The following is an 18,968-nucleotide window of genomic DNA, read 5'->3' as shown; positions in this document are numbered from 1 at the left end:
CCCGGTGGATCAGCGCACGACGGCAGATGCGGTACATCGCAAGGCGGAGGGACGTCCCGATACTGGGCGTATCAGGATGTTCCGACAACGCGGCGAGGTGCCGTAGCTGTCGTCGTGCGCCCACCAGGGATTACGGGACGACCCTTAGCGGGCCGACCGCGGGCCGGGGGGCGCTCCGGGTCGGCGTCCGGCCGGCTTCGCGTTCCCCTCAGGCCCATGTCCCTCGGGGCTTCCCGCGGCCGTCAGGCCCCGAGCGCCCGGGAGACGGTGTGGATCAGCAGGCCCACGAGCGCCCCCACCACGGTTCCGTTGATCCTGATGAACTGGAGGTCCCGGCCGATGTGCGCCTCGATCTTCCGGGTGGTCTGCTGCGCGTCCCAGCTGGCGATGGTGTCCGTGATCAGCAGGGTGATCTCGGACCGGTAGGAGGTGACCACATGCACCGCCATCCCTTCCAGCCAGTCGTCCACCCTGCTCTGGAGCTTCGGGTCCCCGGCCATCCGCCGGCCCAGTGAGAGCAGTCCCGCCCGGGCGCGGAGCCGTAGTTCGCTCCGCTCGTCCTCCGCCGCGGCGACGACCATCGCCCGCACGGAGTTCCAGGCCGAGGCGATGAGGTCCTGCACCTCCTGCCTGGCCAGGGCCTCGGACTTCAGTCGCTCCACCCGCGCCCTGGTGGCGGTGTCCGACTGGAGGTCGGCCGCGAAGTCGGTGAGGAAGCGGTCGATCGCCCCCCGTGCGGGATGGGCGGGGCTGTCCCTCATCTCGGTGACGAAGCGGAGCAGTTCGCGGTAGACCCGGTCCCCGACCTTCCGGTCGACGAACCGCGGGGTCCAGCCGGGGGCCCCGCCGGTGACCGCGGCCATCACCGAGTCACTGTGCTCCACCAGCCAGTCGTGCGCCCGGGCGCACACCAGGTCGACCGCCTTGCGGTGGCCGCCGTCGGCCACCACCCGCTCCAGCGTCTTCCCCAGCCCGGGGGCGATCTCCTGGGCGTGTGCCCTGCGGGTGATCGCCTCTCCCACGACGGCCTGCACATCGACGTCCCGCAGCACGGTGAGCGCCCCCCGCAGCGCTGTCGAGAGCTCCGCCGTCACCCGGTCGGCGTTGGCCGGCTCGGCCAGCCAGGCACCGAGCCGAGCGGCGAACCCCACCGACCGCAGCCGTTCCCGCACCACGTCGGAGGAGAGGAAGTTCTCCCCCACGAACTCGCCCAGGCTCCGGCCCAGGACGTCCTTCTTCGTAGGGATGATCGCGGTGTGCGGGATCGGGAGTCCCATGGGGTGCCGGAAGAGCGCGGTCACCGCGAACCAGTCGGCCATCGCGCCGACCATGCCGGCCTCGGCCGCGGCGGCGACGTACTCCGTCCAACCGCCCGCGCCGTTGGCGGAGGCCCAGGTGGCGAGGGCGTAGACGACGGCGACCAGCAGCAGCAGGGACAGGGCGAAGGCCTTCATCCGCCGGACGCCGCGCCGCCGCCGTTCGTCCGCCGCGTTGAAGGCGAAGGCCGCGGAGAGGCCGCCGGGCCCGGCGGGCTGACTCGGCTCAAGCGTTTCCTCGTCGGTCCGTTCCATCCACTCCACCTGTCCCAGCCGGCCCCTGTCACTTACCGCACAATTCAAATACTCCTGGAACGGACTCCGGGTTCCCCTCGTCTGAGTGAAGAGAGCCCGACACAACAGAACCCGTCGACCACGCGGAGTCGGTTCGACACCGCTGTCTGAAGATCGTCCCGCCCATGGGAACATGGGGCCGGCCAGTCCGCGCCACCGCCGCCGCCACCGGCCAGGCTCCGTGCCACAGAGGCGGAGCCCAGGAACCCGTTCGAGGAGAAGCACCCCGCATGACCAAGCGACACGGTTATGCCCTGCTCGCCGCGCTCGCGGCAGTGGTGGTCCTCATCTCCGGCGCGATATTCGTCGGCGCCGGCGGTGGTGGTGAGGAGGCCGCCTCCGCCGGTCGTTCGAAGCACGGGGGCCCGGCGGCGCCGGCGGCCTCGGGCAGCTGGGTCGGAAGTTGGTCCACCGCCCCGGCGGCGGCCGAGCCGCACTCCGAACGCGGATATCCGAACACCTCGATCCGCAACATCGTGCACACCTCCATCGGGGGCAGCGGCATCCGCGTCCGGCTGTCCAACCTCTACGGCACCGCACCGCTGACGATCAGTCATGCCTCGGTCGCCCTCGCCGAGGCGCCCAGCACCCCGGTGGCCGCCCACGGCACGATGCGCCGGCTGACCTTCTCGGGCGCGGCCACCGTGGTGATACCGGCGGGCGAACAGGTCGTCAGCGACACCGCCCGGCTACCGGTGCCGGCCGCCGCCGACCTGCTGGTCAGCACGTACTCGCCGAGTCCGGCCGGCCCGGTCACCTACCACCCCTTCGCCCGCCAGTCCTCCTACCTGGCAGCCGGCGACCGGACCGAGGAGACCACCGGCGCCTTCTACACCCAGCAGAGCCCGTACTGGCGCTACCTCACCGGTGTCGAGGTCTGGAGCACGGAAGCCGCGGGCTCCGTCGTCATCCTCGGCGACTCCATCACCGACGGCATCACCTCCACCTTCGGCGCCAACCAGCGCTGGACGGACTTCCTCGCCACCCGGCTGCGCACCGAGGCGGGCGCACCCCGGTACGGCGTCCTCAACCAGGGCATCAGCGGCAACCGCATCCTCGTCGACGGAAGCCTCCTGGCACCCACCAACGGGCCGAGCGCCCAGCGCCGGTTCGGCCGCGACGTGCTCTCGCACAGCGGGGTGCGCGCGGTCGTCGTCCAACTCGGCGTCAACGACATACTGAAGACGCCCCACCAGACGGACCCGGAGAAGATCATCGACGGGATGCGGGCGCTGGTCCGACAGGCACACGCGCACGGGCTGCGGGTGGTGGGCGGAACCCTCATGCCGTTCGGCGGCCACCGGGCCTACGCGCCGCACCTGGACGCCGTACGGGAGCAGGTCAACGCCGAGATCCGGGCAGGGCGCGTCTTCGACGCGGTCGTCGACTTCGATCTGGCGCTACGGGACCCGGCCCATCCGTACCGGCTGCTCCCCCGCTACGACTCGGGCGACCATCTGCACCCCAGCGACGAAGGCTTCCGGGCGATGGCGCACGCGCTGGATCTCAGGCACCTCAAGGGATCGGTGCCGGCGAGGCTCTGAAGCCGGGGGCCGACCTCGGCCGGTGGCGGCGGTCGGACGCCGGTGGCGGGGCGGGCGCCCGGCCTTGGCCGGACACCCCTCGCCGCTCTTCCGCAGCCCGCCCTCCGCCTTGGGGCGTTGCCCGCTCCGCCCTGGCGGTCGGGCCGCCCCCGGATGCTCCGGCACGGCTGGCAGCCGCCTACCGCTGCTCCGGGCCGGCCTCCCGCGCCCCGCCGTCCAGCTCCCGACCGGTGGAGGACGGCTTCCCGTCGAGGCTCCGCTCCGCCCGCTCCGCCTCCAGCCGCTGCCGCTCCGCCTTGGCCCGTTTCCGTATGGTGCCCACCCCACCCCAGATGGCCAGGCCCTTCACCACGACTCTTGGCGCCCCCGGCTCCCCGCCGCCGGTCTTGCTCTGGTCGAAGCCGCCCATGATCCCCACGCCCCGCACGTCGAGCTCGATCTCGGGGGGCACCACCACGGACATACCGCCCATCAGTGCGAAGCAGCGGATCACTACTTCGCGGTCCTCGAAGCGGGCCTCCCGCAGGTCGATCTGACCGCCGCCCCAGATGGAGAAGGCGGTGAACCGGCGCGGCGCCACCCAGCGGCCCTTGCGCTGGAAGCCGCCCATGATGCCCACGGCCCACTTCGACGAGGGAGTTCCGCCGACGCGCTCGGCCCAGGCCCCCCGCGCCCCGTCGGCCGGGGCCGCGGCGGCCGCCGCCGGCAGGTCGGCGGTCAGGGGCTCCAACTCGGCGAAGGTGCGCGCCCGGTAGGCGGCCTCCAGCCGGGCGTCGAACTCCTCCATGTCCAGGCGGCCCTCGGCTACCGCTTCTCGGAGGGCCTCGGCCACCCGCTCTCGGTCTGAGTCGGAGGCCCGGAGTTCAGGGAGATCGCTCGTCATGCGAACAGAGTACGCATCAGACGGTCCCGCTGTGACCGACCGGCACCGGGTCAGCCAGCGCCGTGCGCCCTCCGGGACCGCGGTTTGTCCGCGAAGGACCGATGTCCTCCGTTCGCCCGCCGCCCGGACCGCTCGGCCGGCAGGGGCAGCCCCTCGTCGCGGTCCTGCCGCCGAGCGGCACCGAAGGGCCGCGGCTTCCGGCCGTCGGAGTGGGCGGAGTGGTCCATTCGGCCCGCCCTCGACCGCGCCGCGGAGCGCGCCACCGCCGGAGAACGGGGCTGATGATGCGACAGTGTGCTGAAGTGGCCGGATCACCTGTCGCCTGGTTCGAGCGTCACCCGTCACAGCACAACCTTCCGCGGTGTCCGAGGAGTCCCTGGAAACATGAGTGACGAACCGCAGCAGAATCCGCTGGGCTGGTCCGGGCAGGCCGGTCAGGGAAGCGGAGTCGCCAAGCGCACCGGACTGCGCCGGGCCCTGCCGACCTGGCGGATGCTCTTCGGCGCACTGCTGCTCGCACTCCTCTTCATCGGAGGTGGTCTGGTCGCCGGCTACCTGCTGGTCGACATCCCCTCCGCCAACGCCTCCGCCGTAAAGGAGAGCAACGTCTACCTGTACGCGGACGGCAGCCAGCTCGCCCGGGACGGGGACGTCAACCGGGTGAACGTCCCGCTCTCCAAGGTGCCGAAGACCGTTCAGCAGGCGGTGCTCTCCGCCGAGGACCGGGACTTCTACTCGGAGTCCGCGATCGATCCGCAGGCCGTGGTCCGCGGCGCATGGAAGACCGCCACCGGGAAGGGCAGGCAGTCGGGCTCGACGATCACCCAGCAGTACGTCAAGAACTACTACCTGGGCCAGGAGCAGACCTACACCCGGAAGGCCAAGGAGTTCTTCATCTCGATCAAGCTCGACCGGGAGAAGAGCAAGTCCGAGATCCTCGAGGGCTACCTCAACACCAGCTACTTCGGCCGGAACGCCTACGGCATCCAGGCCGCCTCCCAGGCGTACTTCGGCAAGGACGTCAGCGAACTGAACACCGCCGAAGGCGCCTACCTGGCCTCGCTGCTCAACGCTCCCAGCGCCTACGACATCGCCGTGCACCCGGAGAACAAGTCACGGGCGCACTCCCGCTGGAACTACGTCGTCGACGGCATGGTCAAGGAGGGGTGGCTCAGCCCCCGGAAGCGGGCCGCCCTGCACTTCCCCGAGACCAGGACCGGCCGGCCCTCCTCCGGACTCTCCGGCCAGCGCGGCTACCTGGTGGAAGCGGTCAAGTCCTATCTGACCTCGAACGACATCATGGACGAGCAGACGCTCGCCACCGGCGGCCACCGCATCACCACCACGATCACCAAGAAGAACCAGGACGCTCTGGTCAAGGCCGTCGACGAGCAGTTGATGTCCAAGCTGAGCGACGACCGGAAGATCGACAGCCATGTACGCGCCGGAGGAGCCTCGATCGACCCGGCCACCGGCAAGGTGCTGGCCCTCTACGGCGGTGTCGACTACACCAAGCAGTTCCTCAACAACGCCACCCGCCGCGACTACCAGGTCGGCTCGACCTTCAAACCGTTCGTCTTCGCCGCGGCGCTGGAGCACGGCTCCAAGACCCAGCACGGCGAGCCCATCACCGCCAAGACGGCCTACGACGGCAGCAGCGGGCGCGAGGTGCGCGGCCCGCGCGGCGGCACCGGCTACAAACCGGCGAACGAGGACGGCCACAGCTACGGACAGATCCCGGTCTCCGAGGCCACCGACAAGTCGGTCAACGCCGTCTACGCGCAGATGGCCCAGGACGTCGGGCCGGCCAAAGTCAAGGAGACCGCGATCGCGCTGGGGCTGCCGAAGGACACCCCGGACCTCGCTTCCGACCCGTCGATGGCGCTCGGTGTGGCCACCGCCAGCGTCCTCGACATGACCCAGGCCTACGCGACCCTCGCCAACCACGGCCGGTACACCCCGTACTCCCTCGTCGAGAAGATCACGAAGGACGACGAGAAGTTCTCGCTGCCGGACCGGTCGGACAAGCAGGCGGTCAGCCGCAAGGCCGCGGACGAGACCACCGCCGTCCTGCGCGGCGTCATCGACAGCGGTACGGGCACCGCCGCCAAGTCGGCGCACCGGCCGGCGGCCGGCAAGACCGGGACCGCAGAGGAGGACAAGGCCGCCTGGTTCGCCGGCTACACGCCGGACCTGACCACCGTGGTCTCGGTCATGGGGCAGGACTCCGAGACCGGCGCGCAGAAGCCGCTGTACGGAGCGACCGGCAAGGACCGGATCAACGGCGGGGACTTCCCCGCCAGGATCTGGGGCCAGTACACCGCCGACGCCCTCAAGGGCAGCAAGGCCCGGAAGTTCGACCTCCTCAAGGACGGCAAGAAGCCCGAGAAGAAGTCGAGCAAGTCCCCCTCGGCTTCCGAGGAGGAGACCGACGAACCGTCCGACAGCACGGACTCCCCCGGTGACTCGGACGACACCGACGAGCCGAGCGAGCCGGACACCCCGGAGGAGTCGCCGGGCGCCACCGAACCGCCGGGGGACAGCGGCGGAGAGACCGGCGGGGACACGGGTGGCGGCGAGGACGACGGTGGGCAGAGCACCGGCGGCGAGGACGGCGGGAGCACCACCGGCGGCGGGGACACCGGCGGCGGGGACAGTGGCGGAGAGACCGGCGGGGCGACCGGCGGCGGACAGGACACCGGCGGGGAGGCCGGCTGATACCGCTCCGTCGGCCGAGGGCCGCCGTGCCGGCGGCCGACTGGAGCGGACTCCGCGCCCCGTCCGGCCGACCCCCGCCGGGAGGCCCGGCCGGTCCGCCCCGGGCACCGGACGGCCGGCCGCGGTTCACGCCCGCGCCCCTCACGGGGGCCACAGCCGCCAGCGGCGTCGCCGTCAGAGGTTCAGAGGTAGAGCCCCGTGGAGTCCTCGGACCCTTCCAGCCGCTCCGCCGCGACCGCGTGCAGATCGCGCTCCCGCATCAGGACGTAGGCGACACCCCTGACCTCCACCTCGGCCCGGTCCTCGGGGTCGTAGAGCACCCGGTCACCGGGCTCCACCGTCCGTACGTTCTGCCCGACGGCGACCACCTCGGCCCAGCTGAGCCGACGGCCGACCGCGGCCGTCGCGGGGATGACGATGCCGCCGCTCGACCGGCGCTCCCCCTCCGCGATGTCGGTGCGGACGAGCACCCGGTCATGGAGCATCCAGATGGGCAGTTTGTCGTGGGAAACGTTCTCACTCACGGGCATGACGGTACCCGCCCCGGCTCCGGGGAGCCGCCACGGGGCGTTGCTCACCCGATGCCGTCGGCCGGGCGGAGCGCCGGCCGGTCAGCGGCGCCGGCGGCGGACCGCGACGGCCATCAGCCCCACGCCGGCCACCACGGCCACCGCGAGCACCACCGGGGCGGCCTTGCCGAGCTGACTCGCGGAACCGTCCTTGGAGACCAGTCTGCCCCGCACATCGGTCACCGCCCGGTTCACCGCGACATAGGCCCGACCGGCCGTCCGGTCCACCGCGGACACCGCCCGCGCCTTCGCGTCGCTCACGATCGCCTTCGGGCTCACCCGCGACGCGATCTCGTCGAGCGTCAAGGCGAGCTCCCCCCGCCTGCGGGCGATCTCCGCCTCGATCTGCGCCGGGGTCCTGGCATCCGCCACCGCGCTGCCTCCGTCGTCTGGTCCGATCCGTGATGGTCAGTCTGTCAGCTCGCCGCGGGACGCGCTCCGCGGCACCCCAACCGGCACGGCTAATCTCTCACTGTCGGCCGGCCCTCCCGGCCCCCGAACCACCCGCATCGACGAGGAGAGACCCGATGAGCGAGCGACTCGCCCCAGGTGACACCGCCCCCGCCTTCACCCTGCCCGACGCGGACGGCAAGGAAGTCTCACTCGCCGACAAGCGCGGGCGCAAGGTCATCGTCTACTTCTACCCGGCCGCGCTCACCCCGGGCTGCACCAAGCAGGCCTGCGACTTCACCGACAACCTCGAACTGCTCTCCGGCGCGGGGTACGAGGTGATCGGCGTCTCGCCGGACCGCCCGGAGAAGCTCGCGAAGTTCCGGGAGGCCGAGGACCTCCAGGTCACTCTGTTGGCCGACCCGGAGAAGAGCGTGCTCGCGGCCTACGGCGCCTTCGGTGAGAAGAAGCTCTACGGCAAGACGGTGACCGGCGTCATCCGTTCCACCGTGATCGTGGACGAGGAGGGCAAGGTCGAGCGGGCCCTCTACAACGTCAAGGCCACCGGGCACGTGGCGAAGCTCATCCGGGACCTCGCCATCTGACAGGCCCGTCTCGGGAGTCCCCGCGTCCCCCGAACGGCCCGGAGCGCTCCGCGCCGTTCGGGGGACGCATACGGGAAAACCGCTCGACCTGACGGGCAATCGACCGCGAGCCCGTCCGACATAAGCAACAATTACCCCTAGCGCCCCATCCGGCACCAGTCGACCTCCGTGGGGTCTCGACCCACCACCGTGCCATCAGGCGCACCGGCTCCAGCTTCCGTCAGCGAGAGGAGCGCCATGCCGGTCGACAGGGGCTCCGCAGGCGAGACCGATCCGTACGCCCGGAAGCGGCACCCGGCCCTCTTCCGCGCCGTCCAGCGCAGGCGCAACCCCAAGCTGCGCCGGAGCGACATCACCGTCACCGACACGCACTCCGTCAAACGCGCCGTCAAGGCAGCCGCACTGGGCAATGCGATGGAGTGGTTCGACTTCGGGATCTACAGCTACCTGGCCGTGACCATCGGCCATGTCTTCTTCCCCGGCGGCAGCGGCACCACCCAACTCCTCTCCTCGTTCGCCACCTTCGCCGTAGCCTTCGTGGTCCGCCCCCTCGGCGGCTCGTTCTTCGGCCCACTCGGCGACCGGATCGGCCGCAAGAAGGTGCTCGCCGCCACGATCCTCCTGATGGCCACCGGCACCTTCTGTGTCGGGCTCATCCCCAGCTACGCCAGCATCGGCCTGTGGGCTCCCGTGCTGCTGATCTTCTTCCGCCTGGTGCAGGGCTTCTCCACCGGCGGCGAGTACGGGGGCGCGTCCACCTTCATGGCGGAGTACGCGCCGGACCGGCGACGCGGCTTCTTCTGCAGCTTCCTGGAGTTCGGCACCCTCGCCGGCTACGTCGCCGCCGCCAGCCTGGTCGCGGGTCTGCGGGCCTGGCTCGGTCCCGACACCATGGACGCCTGGGGGTGGCGCATCCCGTTCCTGGTCGGCGGCCCACTGGGGCTGGTCGGCCTCTACCTGCGGATGAGACTGGAGGAGACCCCGGCTTTCCAGCGCCTGGAGGCCTCGAAGACGAACGTCCCCGAAGCAGCGGAGACCGCCGCCCAGCCGCACGAGCAGGAGCAGGAGCAGTTCGCGCACCTCTCGGAGAACGCGCCCCGCAAGGCGTTCGGCCGGATCTTCGCCGAGCACTGGCCCAGGCTGCTGCTGTGCGTCTGCCTGGTGGGCGCGTACAACATCACCGACTACATGCTGCTGTCGTACATGCCCACCTACGTCACCGATCAGCTGCACTACAAGGAGTCCCACGGGCTGCTGGTGCTCATCGGCGTCATGATCGCGCTGATGGCCGTCATCAGCCAGGTCGGACGGCTCAACGACCACTACGGTCGCAAGCCGCTGCTGATGGCCGGGATGCTCGGTTTCGTCGTCCTCTCCCTCCCTGCCTTCCTCCTGGTCAGACAGGGCAGTCTGCTCGCGGTGATCGCGGGGATGGGGATGCTCGGCCTCTGCCTGGTCTGCCTGCTCAGCACCATGTCCGCGGCGCTGCCGGCCCTCTTCCCGACCGATGTGCGTTACGGCTCCCTGTCCATCAGCTACAACCTCGCGGTCTCCATCTTCGGCGGCACCACCCCCCTGGTCATCACCGCCCTGATCGACACCACCGGCAACCCCCTGATGCCCGCCTACTACACGATGGCGGCGGCCCTGATCGGCGTCGTCGCGGTGGCCCTCATGACGGAGACCGCCAGACGTCCGCTGGAGGGCTCACCCCCCTCGGTGACGACCAAGGAGGAAGCGGCGCGCCTGGTCAGCTCCCAGGCGCAGCAGCCCACTTTCTGACCGTCGGACCGCCGCGCCGCCGCCCGGGCCCTGCCTTTCGCCGTCCGCCCTTCCTCGGGCGGACGGCGAAAGGCGGAGGTCCGGCGGCTACGGCGACCGGTTACGATATGTCTGGCCCGCGGCCGTGATGGAACTGGCAGTCATGCTGGGTTTAGGTCCCAGTGGGTTAACACCCGTGAGGGTTCGAATCCCTCCGGCCGCACCGCTCCGAAGGCCCCGAGGCGGAGGTGTCCCGGGGCCTTCGGCACGTCGGGCAGGCGACCGTGCTCCGACTCAGCCCAGCAACTCGCGGATGACGGGCACCAGTTCCCGGAACGCCTTCCCCCGGTGGCTGATCGCGTTCTTCTCCTCGGCCGTCAGCTCGGCACAGGTGCGGTCCTCCCCGTCCGGCTGGAGGATCGGGTCGTAGCCGAAGCCGTTCTTCCCGGCCGGTTCGTGGCGCAGGGTCCCGGTGAGGCGACCCTCGACGACGCGTTCGGTACCGTCCGGCAGGGCGAGCGCCGCGGCGCAGCGGAAGGACCCGCGCCGATGGGGTGCGGGCACGTCGGAGAGCTGGGCCAGGAGCAGTTCGAGATTGGCCCGGTCGTCACCGTGCCGGCCGGCCCAGCGGGCGGAGAAGATGCCCGGAGCGCCGTTCATGACGTCCACGCAGAGTCCCGAGTCGTCGGCGACGGCGGGCAGGCCCGTCGCGCCGGCCAGGGCGTGCGCCTTGAGCAGGGCGTTCTCCGCGAAGGTCACACCGGTCTCCTTGACGTCCGGCACCTCGGGGTAGGCGTCGGCCCCGGAGAGTTCCACGTCGAGTCCGGCGCCGCTCAGGATGGCACGGAGTTCGGTGACCTTGTTGGCGTTGCGGGTGGCGAGGATGAGGCGCTTCATGGGGCGATTATCCCGGCCGCCCCGGAGCCGCCTTGCCCCGGGCCGGACGGGGAACGTCACACCACGACCTGCCCCCGAGGACGGGCGGCGGACGGGAACCACGGCCGGTGCGCGTCGTGCCCCGGGTCGGTGCTGCCGGGTGGCTAGCGTAACCGGGAGGAAACAGCTGTTCCGGTCGCCTCTTCCGTCTTCCGCAGCTCCCTCCTCGGTTGCACCCGGGCGGCCCGGCCCGGTGTTCCGAGGAGAGCCAGGCGCCCGCCTCGGCCTGGCGTCCTGGAACCCGTCGAAAGGATCGGCACCATGCCCTTCGTCACCGCCGGAGACGGCACGGAGATCTACTACAAGGACTGGGGGACCGGTCAGCCGGTGGTGTTCAGCCATGGCTGGCCGCTGACCGCCGACGCCTGGGACCCACAGGCGAAGCTGATGGCGGACAGCGGTTTCCGGGCGATCGCCCATGACCGACGCGGTGGCGGACGCTCCGGGCAGCCCTGGCACGGGAACGATCTCGACACCTACGCCGACGACCTCGCCGCCCTCATCGAGACGCTGGACCTGCGGGACGCCATCCTGGTCGGCCACTCGACCGGCGGGGGCGAGGTAGCCCGCTACATCGGCCGGCACGGCTCCGGCCGGGTCGCCAGAGCCGTGCTGCTCAGCGCCATCCCACCGCTGATGCTCAGGACGGAGGCGAACCCCGAGGGACTGCCGATCGAGGTCTTCGACGAGATCCGGGCAGGCGTCGCCGGGGACCGCTCGCAGTTCTACCGGGATCTCAGCGCGGCCTTCTTCGGCGCCAACCGCGAGGGGGCGACGGTGAGCCAGGGCACCCGCGACGAGTTCTGGCTCTGGTCGATGTCGGTGGGGATCAAGGGCGCCTACGACTGCGTCAGGGCCTTCTCCGAGACGGACCTCACCGAGGACCTGAAGCGGATCGACATCCCGACACTGATCGTGCACGGTGACGACGACCAGATCGTGCCCATCGCTGCGGCCGGCGACAAGTCCTCGAAGCTGGTCAGGGACGCCACCTTCAAGGTCTACCCGGGCGCCCCGCACGGTCTCGCGATGCTCCCCGGGTTCGCCGAGCGGTTCAACGCGGACCTGCTGGCCTTCGCTCGCGGTTGAACTCGCCCCCGCGCCCGTTGAACTGACAGCCCGTAACCGGTGAGCCGGATGCCGGGGCCCGCGGGTCCCGGTGTGCCCCCCAGGTCACAGCGTCCTGGCGAGCGCCTCCCGCTGCACGCCGTCGAGCTCCGCGCAGCCGGCGACGGCGAGGTCGAGCAGTCCGTTGAACTCCACCCGGGCGAAGGGCTCGCCCTCCGCGGTGCCCTGGATCTCCACGAAACGGCCGTCGCCGGTGCAGACCACGTTCATGTCGGTCTGGGCGGTGACGTCCTCCCGGTAGCAGAGGTCGAGCAGCGGAACGCCCTCGACGATGCCCACGCTTACGGCGGCGACGGTGCCGGTGAGCGGCTGGCGGCCGGCTTTGACGAGCTTCTTGCCCTGGGCCCAGGCGACGGCGTCGGCGAGGGCGACGTACGCGCCGGTAATGGCGGCGGTGCGGGTCCCGCCGTCGGCCTGCAACACATCGCAGTCCAACACGATGGTGTTCTCACCGAGCGACTTGAAGTCGACCACGGCCCGCAGCGAACGGCCGATCAGCCGGGAGATCTCATGGGTCCGCCCGCCGATCCTGCCCCGGACGGCCTCCCGGTCGCCCCGGGTGTTGGTGGCGCGCGGGAGCATGGCGTACTCGGCCGTGACCCAGCCCTCCCCGCTCCCCTTGCGCCACCGTGGGACGCCCTCGGTGACGCTGGCGTTGCAGAGGACCTTCGTGTCGCCGAAGGAGATGAGCACGGAACCTTCGGCGTGCTTGCTCCAACCGCGCTCGATGGTCACCGGGCGGAGCTGCTCGGGGGTTCGGCCGTCGGTGCGCACTCCATCTGTCAAAAGCATGGCCCCGACCCTATCGGCAACGCCGACCCACCCGGTCCATGCGGGAGCCGTGCAGCGGAAGAGCGCCGGTACCGGCCGCTCGCGCCGCCTTGCGTCCACGCGGCCGAGGGCCGTGCGCTGGTCCGCCCGGGAGCGACGCCACCGGGCGTCGGGGGCTTCAGAGGTGGTAGACCGCACCCGGGCGGGCCAGCTCGGTGGGGCCTGCGAAGGCCGCCTCCGCGTCGCGGAGGTTCACCGACGGATCGGTCCAGGGCGGGATGTGGGTCAGCACCAGCCGGCCGACCTCCGACCTGCGGGCCTGCTCCCCGGCCTGCCTGCCGTTGAGGTGCAGGCCGGGGACGTCCTCCTTGCCGTCGGTGAACGACGCCTCGCACAGGAACAGGTCCGCCCCCTTGGCCAACCCGTCGAGCGCCGCGCACTCGCCGGTGTCTCCGGAGTAGGTCAGCGCCCGGCCGCCGTGCTCGACCCGGACGCCGTAGGCCTCGACCGGGTGGTTCACCTGGTCGACCCGGAGGGTGAAGGGGCCGACTTCGAGCGTGCCCGGCTGGAGCACCCGGAAGTCGAAGACCTCGCTCATCGACTTCTCGGACGGTGTGTCCGCGTAGGCGGTGGTCAGCCGCTGCTCGGTGCCCTCGGGGCCGTACACCGGGATGGCGGCCGCCGGCCCGCCGTCGAAGCGGTAGTAGCGGGCGACGAAGTAGGCGCACATGTCGATGCAGTGGTCGGCGTGGAGATGGCTGAGGAAGATCGCGTCGAGGTCGTACAGGCCGCAGTAGCGCTGCAACTCGCCGAGAGCTCCGTTGCCCATGTCGAGGAGCAGCCGGAAGCCGTCAGCCTCGACCAGGTAGCTCGAGCAGGGGGAGTCCGCGGACGGAAACGACCCCGAGCAGCCGACGACCGTGAGCTTCATGGAGCGGAGACCTCCGTGGACTGGGGGCCCCGTGGGAGGTTCAGGGGGGCCGTATGGTCCGTCGAGCGTAAGACGGGATACGGCCGGTGGCTCCTTCGCGGGTCGCCGTTGTGGGGCAACTCACCCGCGGCTTCACCGGTATGGGGGCTCCGGGCCCAGGAACCGAGCTGGCGGGGTCCGCCCGGCGGATCTTCCCGATCGGCCGGACAGGCCCCCGCCTCGGAACCTGCCCGATGCGGCGCCGAGGAGCGCTCAGGCCCAGAGTTGGCCGTGCAGTGCGGCGACGGCGTCCTCGGTGGTCTCCGCCGTGTAGACCCCGGTCGACAGGTACTTCCAGCCACCGTCGGCCACCACGAACACGATGTCCGCGCTCTCCCCGGCCCTGAGGGCCTTCCGCCCGACGCCGAGCGCGGCGTGCAGCACGGCGCCGGTCGACACGCCGGCGAAGATGCCCTCCTGCTGGAGCAGTTCCCGGGTGCGGGCGACGGCGTCCTCGGAGCCCACCGAGAAACGCGTGGTGAGCACGGACTCGTCGTAGAGCTCCGGCACGAACCCCTCTTCGAGGTTGCGCAGACCGTAGACGAGGTCGTCGTAGCGCGGTTCGGCGGCCACGATCCGGACGTCGGGCTTCTGCTCCCGAAGGTAGCGGCCGACGCCCATCAGGGTGCCGGTGGTGCCGAGTCCGGCGACGAAATGGGTGACGGAGGGGAGGTCGGCGAAGATCTCCGGGCCGGTGGTGCTGTAGTGCGCGCCGGCGTTGTCGGGGTTGCCGTACTGGTAGAGCATCACCCAGTCGGGGTGCTCGGCTGCGAGCCCCTTGGCGCGGCGGACGGCCTCGTTCGAGCCTCCCTCGGCCGGGGAGGGGATGATCTCCGCCCCCCACATGGTGAGGAGTTCGCGCCGCTCGGCCGAGGTGTTCTCGGGCATCACGCAGACCATGCGGTAGCCCTTGAGCTTGGCGGCCATCGCGAGCGAGATACCGGTGTTCCCGGAGGTCGGCTCGAGGATGGTGCAGCCGGGGCTGAGCCGGCCGTTCTTCTCCGCCTGCTCGATCATGTGGAGGGCCGGCCGGTCCTTGACCGACCCGGTCGGGTTCCGGTCCTCCAGCTTGGCCCAGATCCGGACCTCCGGGGCCGGCGACAGCCGCGGCAGGCACACCAGGGGGGTGTTGCCCACCGCGGCCAGCGGGCTGTCGTATCGCATCAGCGGTTGGCCGCGCTGCGGACGGTCGCCTGCGCGGAGGAGCCACCGGCGACGGCGGGGAGGATGGTGACGTTGTCCCCGTCGCTCAGCTTGGTGTTGACGCCCTCGAGGAAGCGGACGTCCTCGTCGTTGAGGTAGACGTTGACGAAGCGCCGCAGTTCGCCGTCTTCGAGCAGCCTCTCCTGGATGCCGCTGTAGCGGGACTCGAGGTCGGCGAAGAGCTCCGTGACGGTGGCCCCGCTGCCCTCCACGGTCTTCTGCCCGTCGGTGTAGGTGCGGAGGATGGTGGGGATGCGGACCTCGATGGCCATGGGGAAGCTCCTGTCGGGATGGGTGCGTGGCTCGGCACACTGGCCGGCGGGGGAAAAGCGGATGGGGGCCGGCTCAGCGACAGAGAGCGGCGGCGAGGCGGCCCAGGTCGACGTGTGGGCGGCCTACGAGCAGCTCGCCCGGCGAGTTGGGGTTCACGTCCTGGACAACCATGGGTGCATGGTATCGATTCCCCGTCCGAGGCCCGAGATCATGTCCCGCCATGCGGACATCATCTGGACAGACGGGCGGTCAGTCGCGTCGAAGCCTCAGTAGGACTCGACGACCTTGACCTCCTCCTCGGTGATCTCGCCGTCCACGATGCGGTAGGAGCGCAGGTCGCTGGGGAACTCGTCAGCCGTCGAGACCAGCACGTAGTGGGCGCCGGGTTCGTTGGCGTAGGCCACGTCCGTCCGGGAGGGGTAGGCCTCGGTGGCGGTGTGCGAGTGGTAGATGACCACCGGCTCCTCGTCCCGGTCGTCCATCTCCCGGTAGAGCCGCAGCAGGTCCTCGGAGCTGAACTCGTAGAACGTGGGGGAACGCGCGGCGTTGAACATCGGGATGAAGCGCTCCGGGCGGCCGGACCCCACGGGGCCGGCGATCACTCCGCACGCCTCGTCCGGGTGGTCGGCGCGGGCGTGCGCGATGATCTGGTCGTGGAGGTCCCTGGTGATGATGAGCATGGCGCCAGGATAGGCAGACAGACCCCGGGAACGACCCGCGGGTGTCTCACTCCTCAAGAACGGGTCTCTCTCCTCGGGCAGCACCCGCCCGCGCCGCGGTGGCGCCGGGCCGCGAGGTCACGGAGCGGGCTCCACCTGCCGGGACGGCTGCCCGGTCCGCTGGGCGGAGCGCCCGCGGACGAGCCAGCCGGCGCCCAGGACCACGGCCCACAGGATGCCCACGTAGAGGGAGACGCGGGCGTCCTCGTCGATGGCGGTGAGGACGGTGACGAAGCTGAGGAAGGCGAGCGCCGCCCAGCTGAACGAGGAGCCGCCCGGCGCCGGGAAGGAGGAGGCGGGCAGCCGGCCCGCGACCACCGCGCGCCGGTAGCTGATGTGGCTGACCAGGATCATCCCCCAGGTCCAGATGGCGCAGACGGTGGCGACCGAGGTGACGTAGAAGAACGCCTTCTCGGGGACGACGTAGTTGAGCACCACACCGATACCCATCAGACTCGCGGAGAGCGTGATGCCGGCGGCCGGGGTGCGGCGGGCGTTGAGCCTGCCCAGCGCCTTGGGCGCTTCCGCGTTGGTGGCGAGGTCGCGCAGCATCCGGCCGGTGGAGTACATCCCGGAGTTGCAGGAGGACAGCGCCGCGGTGAGGACCACGAAGTTGACGATGCCGGCCGCCAGGGGGATCCCGATCCGGCTGAAGGCGTGGACGAACGGGCTCTCACCGGCGGAGAACTCGGTCCACCGCACCACGGCGAGGATGACGGCGAGCGAGCCGACGTAGAAGAGGACGATGCGCCAGGGCAGCGTGTTGATCGCCTTGGGGAGGGTCTTCTCCGGGTTCTGGCTCTCGCCGGCGGTCACCCCGACGAGTTCCACGGCCACGTAGGCGAACATCACCCCCTGCAAGGTCATCAGGCTGGAGCCGATGCCGTTGGGGAAGAAGCCGCCGTGGGCCCAGAGGTTTCCGGGGGTGGCGCTCTCCCCGGCGGCGGAGAAGCCGAGCGTGAGCACCCCCAGCCCGATGACGATCATGCCCATGATGGCCGTGACCTTGATCATGGAGAACCAGAACTCGACCTCCCCGAAGGTCCTCACCGAGATCAGGTTGACTCCGAACAGGACCACCAGGAAGGCCAGGGCGCTGACCCACTGCGGGACCCCCGGGAACCAGTAGTGGACGTAGATGGCGGCCGCCGTGAGTTCGGCCATGCCCGTGACGATCCAGAGCAGCCAGTAGGTCCACCCGGTCGCGTAGCCGAAGAACGGCCCCAGGAACTCCCGGGCGTACTCGGCGAAACTCCCGGTCACCGGGCGGTAGAGGAGCAGTTCCCCCAGGGCCCTCATGATGAAGAAGATGACCACGCCGGCGAGCGCGTACATCGCGATGATGCTGGTGCCGGCCCTGGCGATGTTGGCTCCGGCCCCCATGAAGAGCCCGACGCCGATCGCGCCGCCGATCGCGATCATCTGCACCTGACGGCCGCCGAGGGCCCGCTGGTACCCCTCGGCCGGGGCGCCGTCTCCGCCCTGGTGATCGCCGTGCGCTCCGGTGACCTGCGTCGGGGCCATGAGTGTGCGCCTTTCTCACTACCGGCCCAGCCGGTCCGGGACGGCTTCCGCCCCGGGGCGGAGCCCGCCCGTCGGCGGTGGACCGGTTCGGCCCCGGCGGTCGGGGAGGAGCCGGTACCGGGAGCGCGGACGTGCGGAACTGCCACCCGGCGCCGAGGTCGCGCCGGGAACCCTCAGTGGACGGATGTGGGCAGACCACAACAGAAGGCGGAGAAAAGCACCATCGACGCGCAAATCAGGATGATCTTTTTTACTGATCGTTACCTGACGCCGATCGTGGCCCTGGTCGCCGGTCGTCTCCCGGTGCCCGCGCCGGGCGACCGCTCCGCGCGGAGACGGCTCGCCCCGGAGCAGAACTCAACCGGTCAGCGTCTCGATGAGGCTGCCCTGCAGTTCACCGAGCCAGAGGTAGGCGATCACCATCGGCTTGCGGGGGTCGTCGTCCGGCAACCGGTACAACTCGCCGCCGTCCTGGTCGTCGGTCACCTCCAGCCTGGCTCCGATGGCCAGCCGCAGGTCGTTGAGGGCGCCGAGCCACTGCCGGGCGTCCTCAACGCCCAGCTCCAGCACCGCGCCGTGCTCCCCGGTGGCCGCCAGCGCGTCGAGCGACCGTACGACCGCCAGGGCGTCCTCGCGCTTGCGGGTGCGCAGGTCCGGCTCGGTGAAGCGGCGGAACTCAGCCGAGCGGGCCCGGGCCTCCGCTTCTTCCTCCGGCCGGCCGGGGTCCCCGTAGGCGTCCGGGAAGAGCCGGGCCAGCGCGGGGTCGGCGGGCGGCTCACTGGGGCCCTCGCTGAACAGCGCGGCCAGCGGATCCTCACCCGCGGCCGGTTCGTCCCCCGGACCGATCAGCTCGAGCAGTTGTACGGCGAGACTGCGCAGGATGGAGATCTCCACCTCGTCGAGCAGCACCGCGCAGCCGCCATCGCCGAGGGGTTCGAACTGCCCGGGCATCAGCGGTCCTGCTGGAGGGTCGCCCACAGGCCGTAGCCGTGCATGGCTTGGACATCCCGCTCCATCTCTTCCCGGCTCCCGCTGGAGACGACGGCGCGGCCCTTGTGGTGCACGTCGAGCATCAACTTCTCGGCCTTGTCCTTCGGGTAACCGAAGTACGTCTGGAAGACGTACGTCACATAGCTCATCAGATTCACCGGGTCGTTGTGCACCAGGGTGATCCAGGGGACGTCGGGCGCGGGCACCTCGACCGGTGCCTCCGCCGGTTCCGTGCGTTCGATCTCGGTGGGTGCGACGCTCATCACGCGAACCATGCTGCCACCCGGGGCCGTCCGTCGCACAAACGGACCACCCCTCGACGCGGCGGCGCCGGGGGGCCGGATAAAATCGTCAACCTGACGAGATGGGGTTAG

At 70.8% G+C, this 18,968-nt stretch carries 19 protein-coding genes and 1 tRNA gene; 6 read left to right on the top strand and 14 right to left on the bottom strand.

Annotated elements, in window-relative coordinates; translation table 11 throughout:
- Window positions 1-242 precede the first annotated feature (242 nt).
- The gene (locus tag BGP73_RS00430) at window positions 243-1,571 is read right to left on the bottom strand and encodes a DUF445 domain-containing protein (protein ID WP_069811156.1); all 1,329 of its coding nucleotides are present in this window, start codon (window positions 1,569-1,571) and stop codon (window positions 243-245) included.
- Window positions 1,572-1,840: 269 nt separating this feature from the next.
- Here BGP73_RS00430 and BGP73_RS00425 point away from each other — a divergent pair, with 269 nt between their 5' ends.
- Window positions 1,841-3,154: an SGNH/GDSL hydrolase family protein gene (locus BGP73_RS00425; RefSeq protein WP_069811155.1), complete on the top strand. Its 1,314-nt coding sequence runs from the start codon at window positions 1,841-1,843 to the stop codon at window positions 3,152-3,154.
- 178 nt (window positions 3,155-3,332) lie between these two features.
- Here BGP73_RS00425 and BGP73_RS00420 read toward each other — a convergent pair whose 3' ends face one another.
- Window positions 3,333-4,037 carry a DUF1707 SHOCT-like domain-containing protein gene (locus tag BGP73_RS00420; protein WP_069811153.1) on the bottom strand — a complete coding sequence of 235 codons (705 nt, stop codon included), beginning with the start codon at window positions 4,035-4,037 and terminating at the stop codon, window positions 3,333-3,335.
- A gap of 384 nt (window positions 4,038-4,421) precedes the next feature.
- On the opposite strand from BGP73_RS00420, the gene BGP73_RS00415 reads away from it, so the two are divergent.
- Window positions 4,422-6,755 (top strand): transglycosylase domain-containing protein, encoded by a 2,334-nt coding sequence (locus tag BGP73_RS00415; RefSeq protein WP_069811151.1) that lies wholly within the window; start codon window positions 4,422-4,424, stop codon window positions 6,753-6,755.
- Between the two features lie 182 nt (window positions 6,756-6,937).
- On the opposite strand, the gene BGP73_RS00410 is transcribed toward BGP73_RS00415, so the two are convergent.
- Both BGP73_RS00410 and BGP73_RS00405 read right to left on the bottom strand, forming a co-directional pair.
- A complete protein-coding gene (locus tag BGP73_RS00410; protein ID WP_069811150.1) occupies window positions 6,938-7,285 on the bottom strand; it encodes a GroES family chaperonin in 348 nt (115 codons plus the stop codon).
- An 81-nt stretch (window positions 7,286-7,366) separates the two neighbouring features.
- Window positions 7,367-7,696 (bottom strand): DUF3618 domain-containing protein, encoded by a 330-nt coding sequence (locus BGP73_RS00405; protein WP_069811148.1) that lies wholly within the window; start codon window positions 7,694-7,696, stop codon window positions 7,367-7,369.
- 155 nt (window positions 7,697-7,851) lie between these two features.
- On the opposite strand from BGP73_RS00405, the gene bcp reads away from it, so the two are divergent.
- The 3 genes from bcp (at window position 7,852) to BGP73_RS00390 (ending at window position 10,303) form a co-directional block, all read left to right on the top strand.
- Complete coding sequence (gene bcp / locus BGP73_RS00400; protein WP_069811146.1) at window positions 7,852-8,319, top strand: thioredoxin-dependent thiol peroxidase; 468 nt, start codon at window positions 7,852-7,854, stop codon at window positions 8,317-8,319.
- A gap of 237 nt (window positions 8,320-8,556) precedes the next feature.
- Entirely contained in the window at window positions 8,557-10,101 is a 1,545-nt protein-coding gene (locus BGP73_RS00395; RefSeq protein ID WP_069811144.1) for an MFS transporter, read from the top strand.
- A gap of 118 nt (window positions 10,102-10,219) precedes the next feature.
- A tRNA-Leu gene (locus tag BGP73_RS00390) sits at window positions 10,220-10,303 on the top strand.
- Between the two features lie 71 nt (window positions 10,304-10,374).
- On the opposite strand, the gene rdgB is transcribed toward BGP73_RS00390, so the two are convergent.
- A complete protein-coding gene (gene rdgB / locus BGP73_RS00385; RefSeq protein WP_069811143.1) occupies window positions 10,375-10,977 on the bottom strand; it encodes an RdgB/HAM1 family non-canonical purine NTP pyrophosphatase in 603 nt (200 codons plus the stop codon).
- A 300-nt stretch (window positions 10,978-11,277) separates the two neighbouring features.
- On the opposite strand from rdgB, the gene BGP73_RS00380 reads away from it, so the two are divergent.
- Window positions 11,278-12,105, top strand: a complete 828-nt coding sequence (locus BGP73_RS00380; protein ID WP_069811141.1) for an alpha/beta fold hydrolase — start codon at window positions 11,278-11,280, stop codon at window positions 12,103-12,105.
- A gap of 84 nt (window positions 12,106-12,189) precedes the next feature.
- On the opposite strand, the gene rph is transcribed toward BGP73_RS00380, so the two are convergent.
- The 9 genes from rph to clpS all read right to left on the bottom strand — a co-directional run bounded on the left by rph (window position 12,190) and on the right by clpS (window position 18,857).
- Window positions 12,190-12,936 carry a ribonuclease PH gene (gene rph / locus BGP73_RS00375; RefSeq protein ID WP_069811139.1) on the bottom strand — a complete coding sequence of 249 codons (747 nt, stop codon included), beginning with the start codon at window positions 12,934-12,936 and terminating at the stop codon, window positions 12,190-12,192.
- A gap of 157 nt (window positions 12,937-13,093) precedes the next feature.
- Window positions 13,094-13,846, bottom strand: a complete 753-nt coding sequence (locus BGP73_RS00370; RefSeq protein ID WP_069811138.1) for an MBL fold metallo-hydrolase — start codon at window positions 13,844-13,846, stop codon at window positions 13,094-13,096.
- 252 nt (window positions 13,847-14,098) lie between these two features.
- Window positions 14,099-15,049 carry a PLP-dependent cysteine synthase family protein gene (locus BGP73_RS00365; protein ID WP_069811136.1) on the bottom strand — a complete coding sequence of 317 codons (951 nt, stop codon included), beginning with the start codon at window positions 15,047-15,049 and terminating at the stop codon, window positions 14,099-14,101.
- A complete protein-coding gene (locus BGP73_RS00360) occupies window positions 15,049-15,360 on the bottom strand; it encodes a MoaD/ThiS family protein (protein WP_069811134.1) in 312 nt (103 codons plus the stop codon). The genes BGP73_RS00365 and BGP73_RS00360 overlap by 1 nt, the downstream gene beginning before the upstream one ends.
- Before the next feature lie 73 nt (window positions 15,361-15,433).
- Window positions 15,434-15,532, bottom strand: coding sequence for a putative leader peptide (locus BGP73_RS23860; RefSeq protein ID WP_374701104.1), 99 nt, complete (start codon window positions 15,530-15,532; stop codon window positions 15,434-15,436).
- Window positions 15,533-15,627: 95 nt separating this feature from the next.
- A complete protein-coding gene (locus BGP73_RS00350) occupies window positions 15,628-16,041 on the bottom strand; it encodes a Mov34/MPN/PAD-1 family protein (RefSeq protein ID WP_069811131.1) in 414 nt (137 codons plus the stop codon).
- 117 nt (window positions 16,042-16,158) lie between these two features.
- Complete coding sequence (locus tag BGP73_RS00345; RefSeq protein WP_069811129.1) at window positions 16,159-17,604, bottom strand: amino acid permease; 1,446 nt, start codon at window positions 17,602-17,604, stop codon at window positions 16,159-16,161.
- 357 nt (window positions 17,605-17,961) lie between these two features.
- The gene (locus BGP73_RS00340; RefSeq protein ID WP_069811128.1) at window positions 17,962-18,555 is read right to left on the bottom strand and encodes a DUF2017 domain-containing protein; all 594 of its coding nucleotides are present in this window, start codon (window positions 18,553-18,555) and stop codon (window positions 17,962-17,964) included.
- Window positions 18,555-18,857, bottom strand: a complete 303-nt coding sequence (gene clpS, locus BGP73_RS00335) for an ATP-dependent Clp protease adapter ClpS (protein ID WP_107473920.1) — start codon at window positions 18,855-18,857, stop codon at window positions 18,555-18,557. The genes BGP73_RS00340 and clpS overlap by 1 nt, the downstream gene beginning before the upstream one ends.
- Between the last annotated feature and the right edge of the window lie 111 nt (window positions 18,858-18,968).

The sequence above is a fragment of the Streptomyces sp. TP-A0874 genome, assembly GCF_001748085.1.
Lineage (GTDB): Bacteria > Actinomycetota > Actinomycetes > Streptomycetales > Streptomycetaceae > Streptomyces.
The sequence above is the reverse complement of the archived record's forward strand: the minus strand, read 5'-3'. Positions and strand labels throughout refer to the sequence as shown.

Coding starts and splice junctions, on each gene's coding strand:
- BGP73_RS00430 (WP_069811156.1), bottom strand. CDS start 1,571: ATGGAACGGACCGACGAGGAAACGCTTGAGCCGAGTCAGCCCGCCGGG.
- BGP73_RS00425 (WP_069811155.1), top strand. CDS start 1,841: ATGACCAAGCGACACGGTTATGCCCTGCTCGCCGCGCTCGCGGCAGTG.
- BGP73_RS00420 (WP_069811153.1), bottom strand. CDS start 4,037: ATGACGAGCGATCTCCCTGAACTCCGGGCCTCCGACTCAGACCGAGAG.
- BGP73_RS00415 (WP_069811151.1), top strand. CDS start 4,422: ATGAGTGACGAACCGCAGCAGAATCCGCTGGGCTGGTCCGGGCAGGCC.
- BGP73_RS00410 (WP_069811150.1), bottom strand. CDS start 7,285: ATGCCCGTGAGTGAGAACGTTTCCCACGACAAACTGCCCATCTGGATG.
- bcp (WP_069811146.1), top strand. CDS start 7,852: ATGAGCGAGCGACTCGCCCCAGGTGACACCGCCCCCGCCTTCACCCTG.
- BGP73_RS00395 (WP_069811144.1), top strand. CDS start 8,557: ATGCCGGTCGACAGGGGCTCCGCAGGCGAGACCGATCCGTACGCCCGG.
- rdgB (WP_069811143.1), bottom strand. CDS start 10,977: ATGAAGCGCCTCATCCTCGCCACCCGCAACGCCAACAAGGTCACCGAA.
- BGP73_RS00380 (WP_069811141.1), top strand. CDS start 11,278: ATGCCCTTCGTCACCGCCGGAGACGGCACGGAGATCTACTACAAGGAC.
- rph (WP_069811139.1), bottom strand. CDS start 12,936: ATGCTTTTGACAGATGGAGTGCGCACCGACGGCCGAACCCCCGAGCAG.
- BGP73_RS00370 (WP_069811138.1), bottom strand. CDS start 13,846: ATGAAGCTCACGGTCGTCGGCTGCTCGGGGTCGTTTCCGTCCGCGGAC.
- BGP73_RS00365 (WP_069811136.1), bottom strand. CDS start 15,049: ATGCGATACGACAGCCCGCTGGCCGCGGTGGGCAACACCCCCCTGGTG.
- BGP73_RS00360 (WP_069811134.1), bottom strand. CDS start 15,360: ATGGCCATCGAGGTCCGCATCCCCACCATCCTCCGCACCTACACCGAC.
- BGP73_RS23860 (WP_374701104.1), bottom strand. CDS start 15,532: ATGGTTGTCCAGGACGTGAACCCCAACTCGCCGGGCGAGCTGCTCGTA.
- BGP73_RS00350 (WP_069811131.1), bottom strand. CDS start 16,041: ATGCTCATCATCACCAGGGACCTCCACGACCAGATCATCGCGCACGCC.
- BGP73_RS00345 (WP_069811129.1), bottom strand. CDS start 17,604: ATGGCCCCGACGCAGGTCACCGGAGCGCACGGCGATCACCAGGGCGGA.
- BGP73_RS00340 (WP_069811128.1), bottom strand. CDS start 18,555: ATGCCCGGGCAGTTCGAACCCCTCGGCGATGGCGGCTGCGCGGTGCTG.
- clpS (WP_107473920.1), bottom strand. CDS start 18,857: ATGAGCGTCGCACCCACCGAGATCGAACGCACGGAACCGGCGGAGGCA.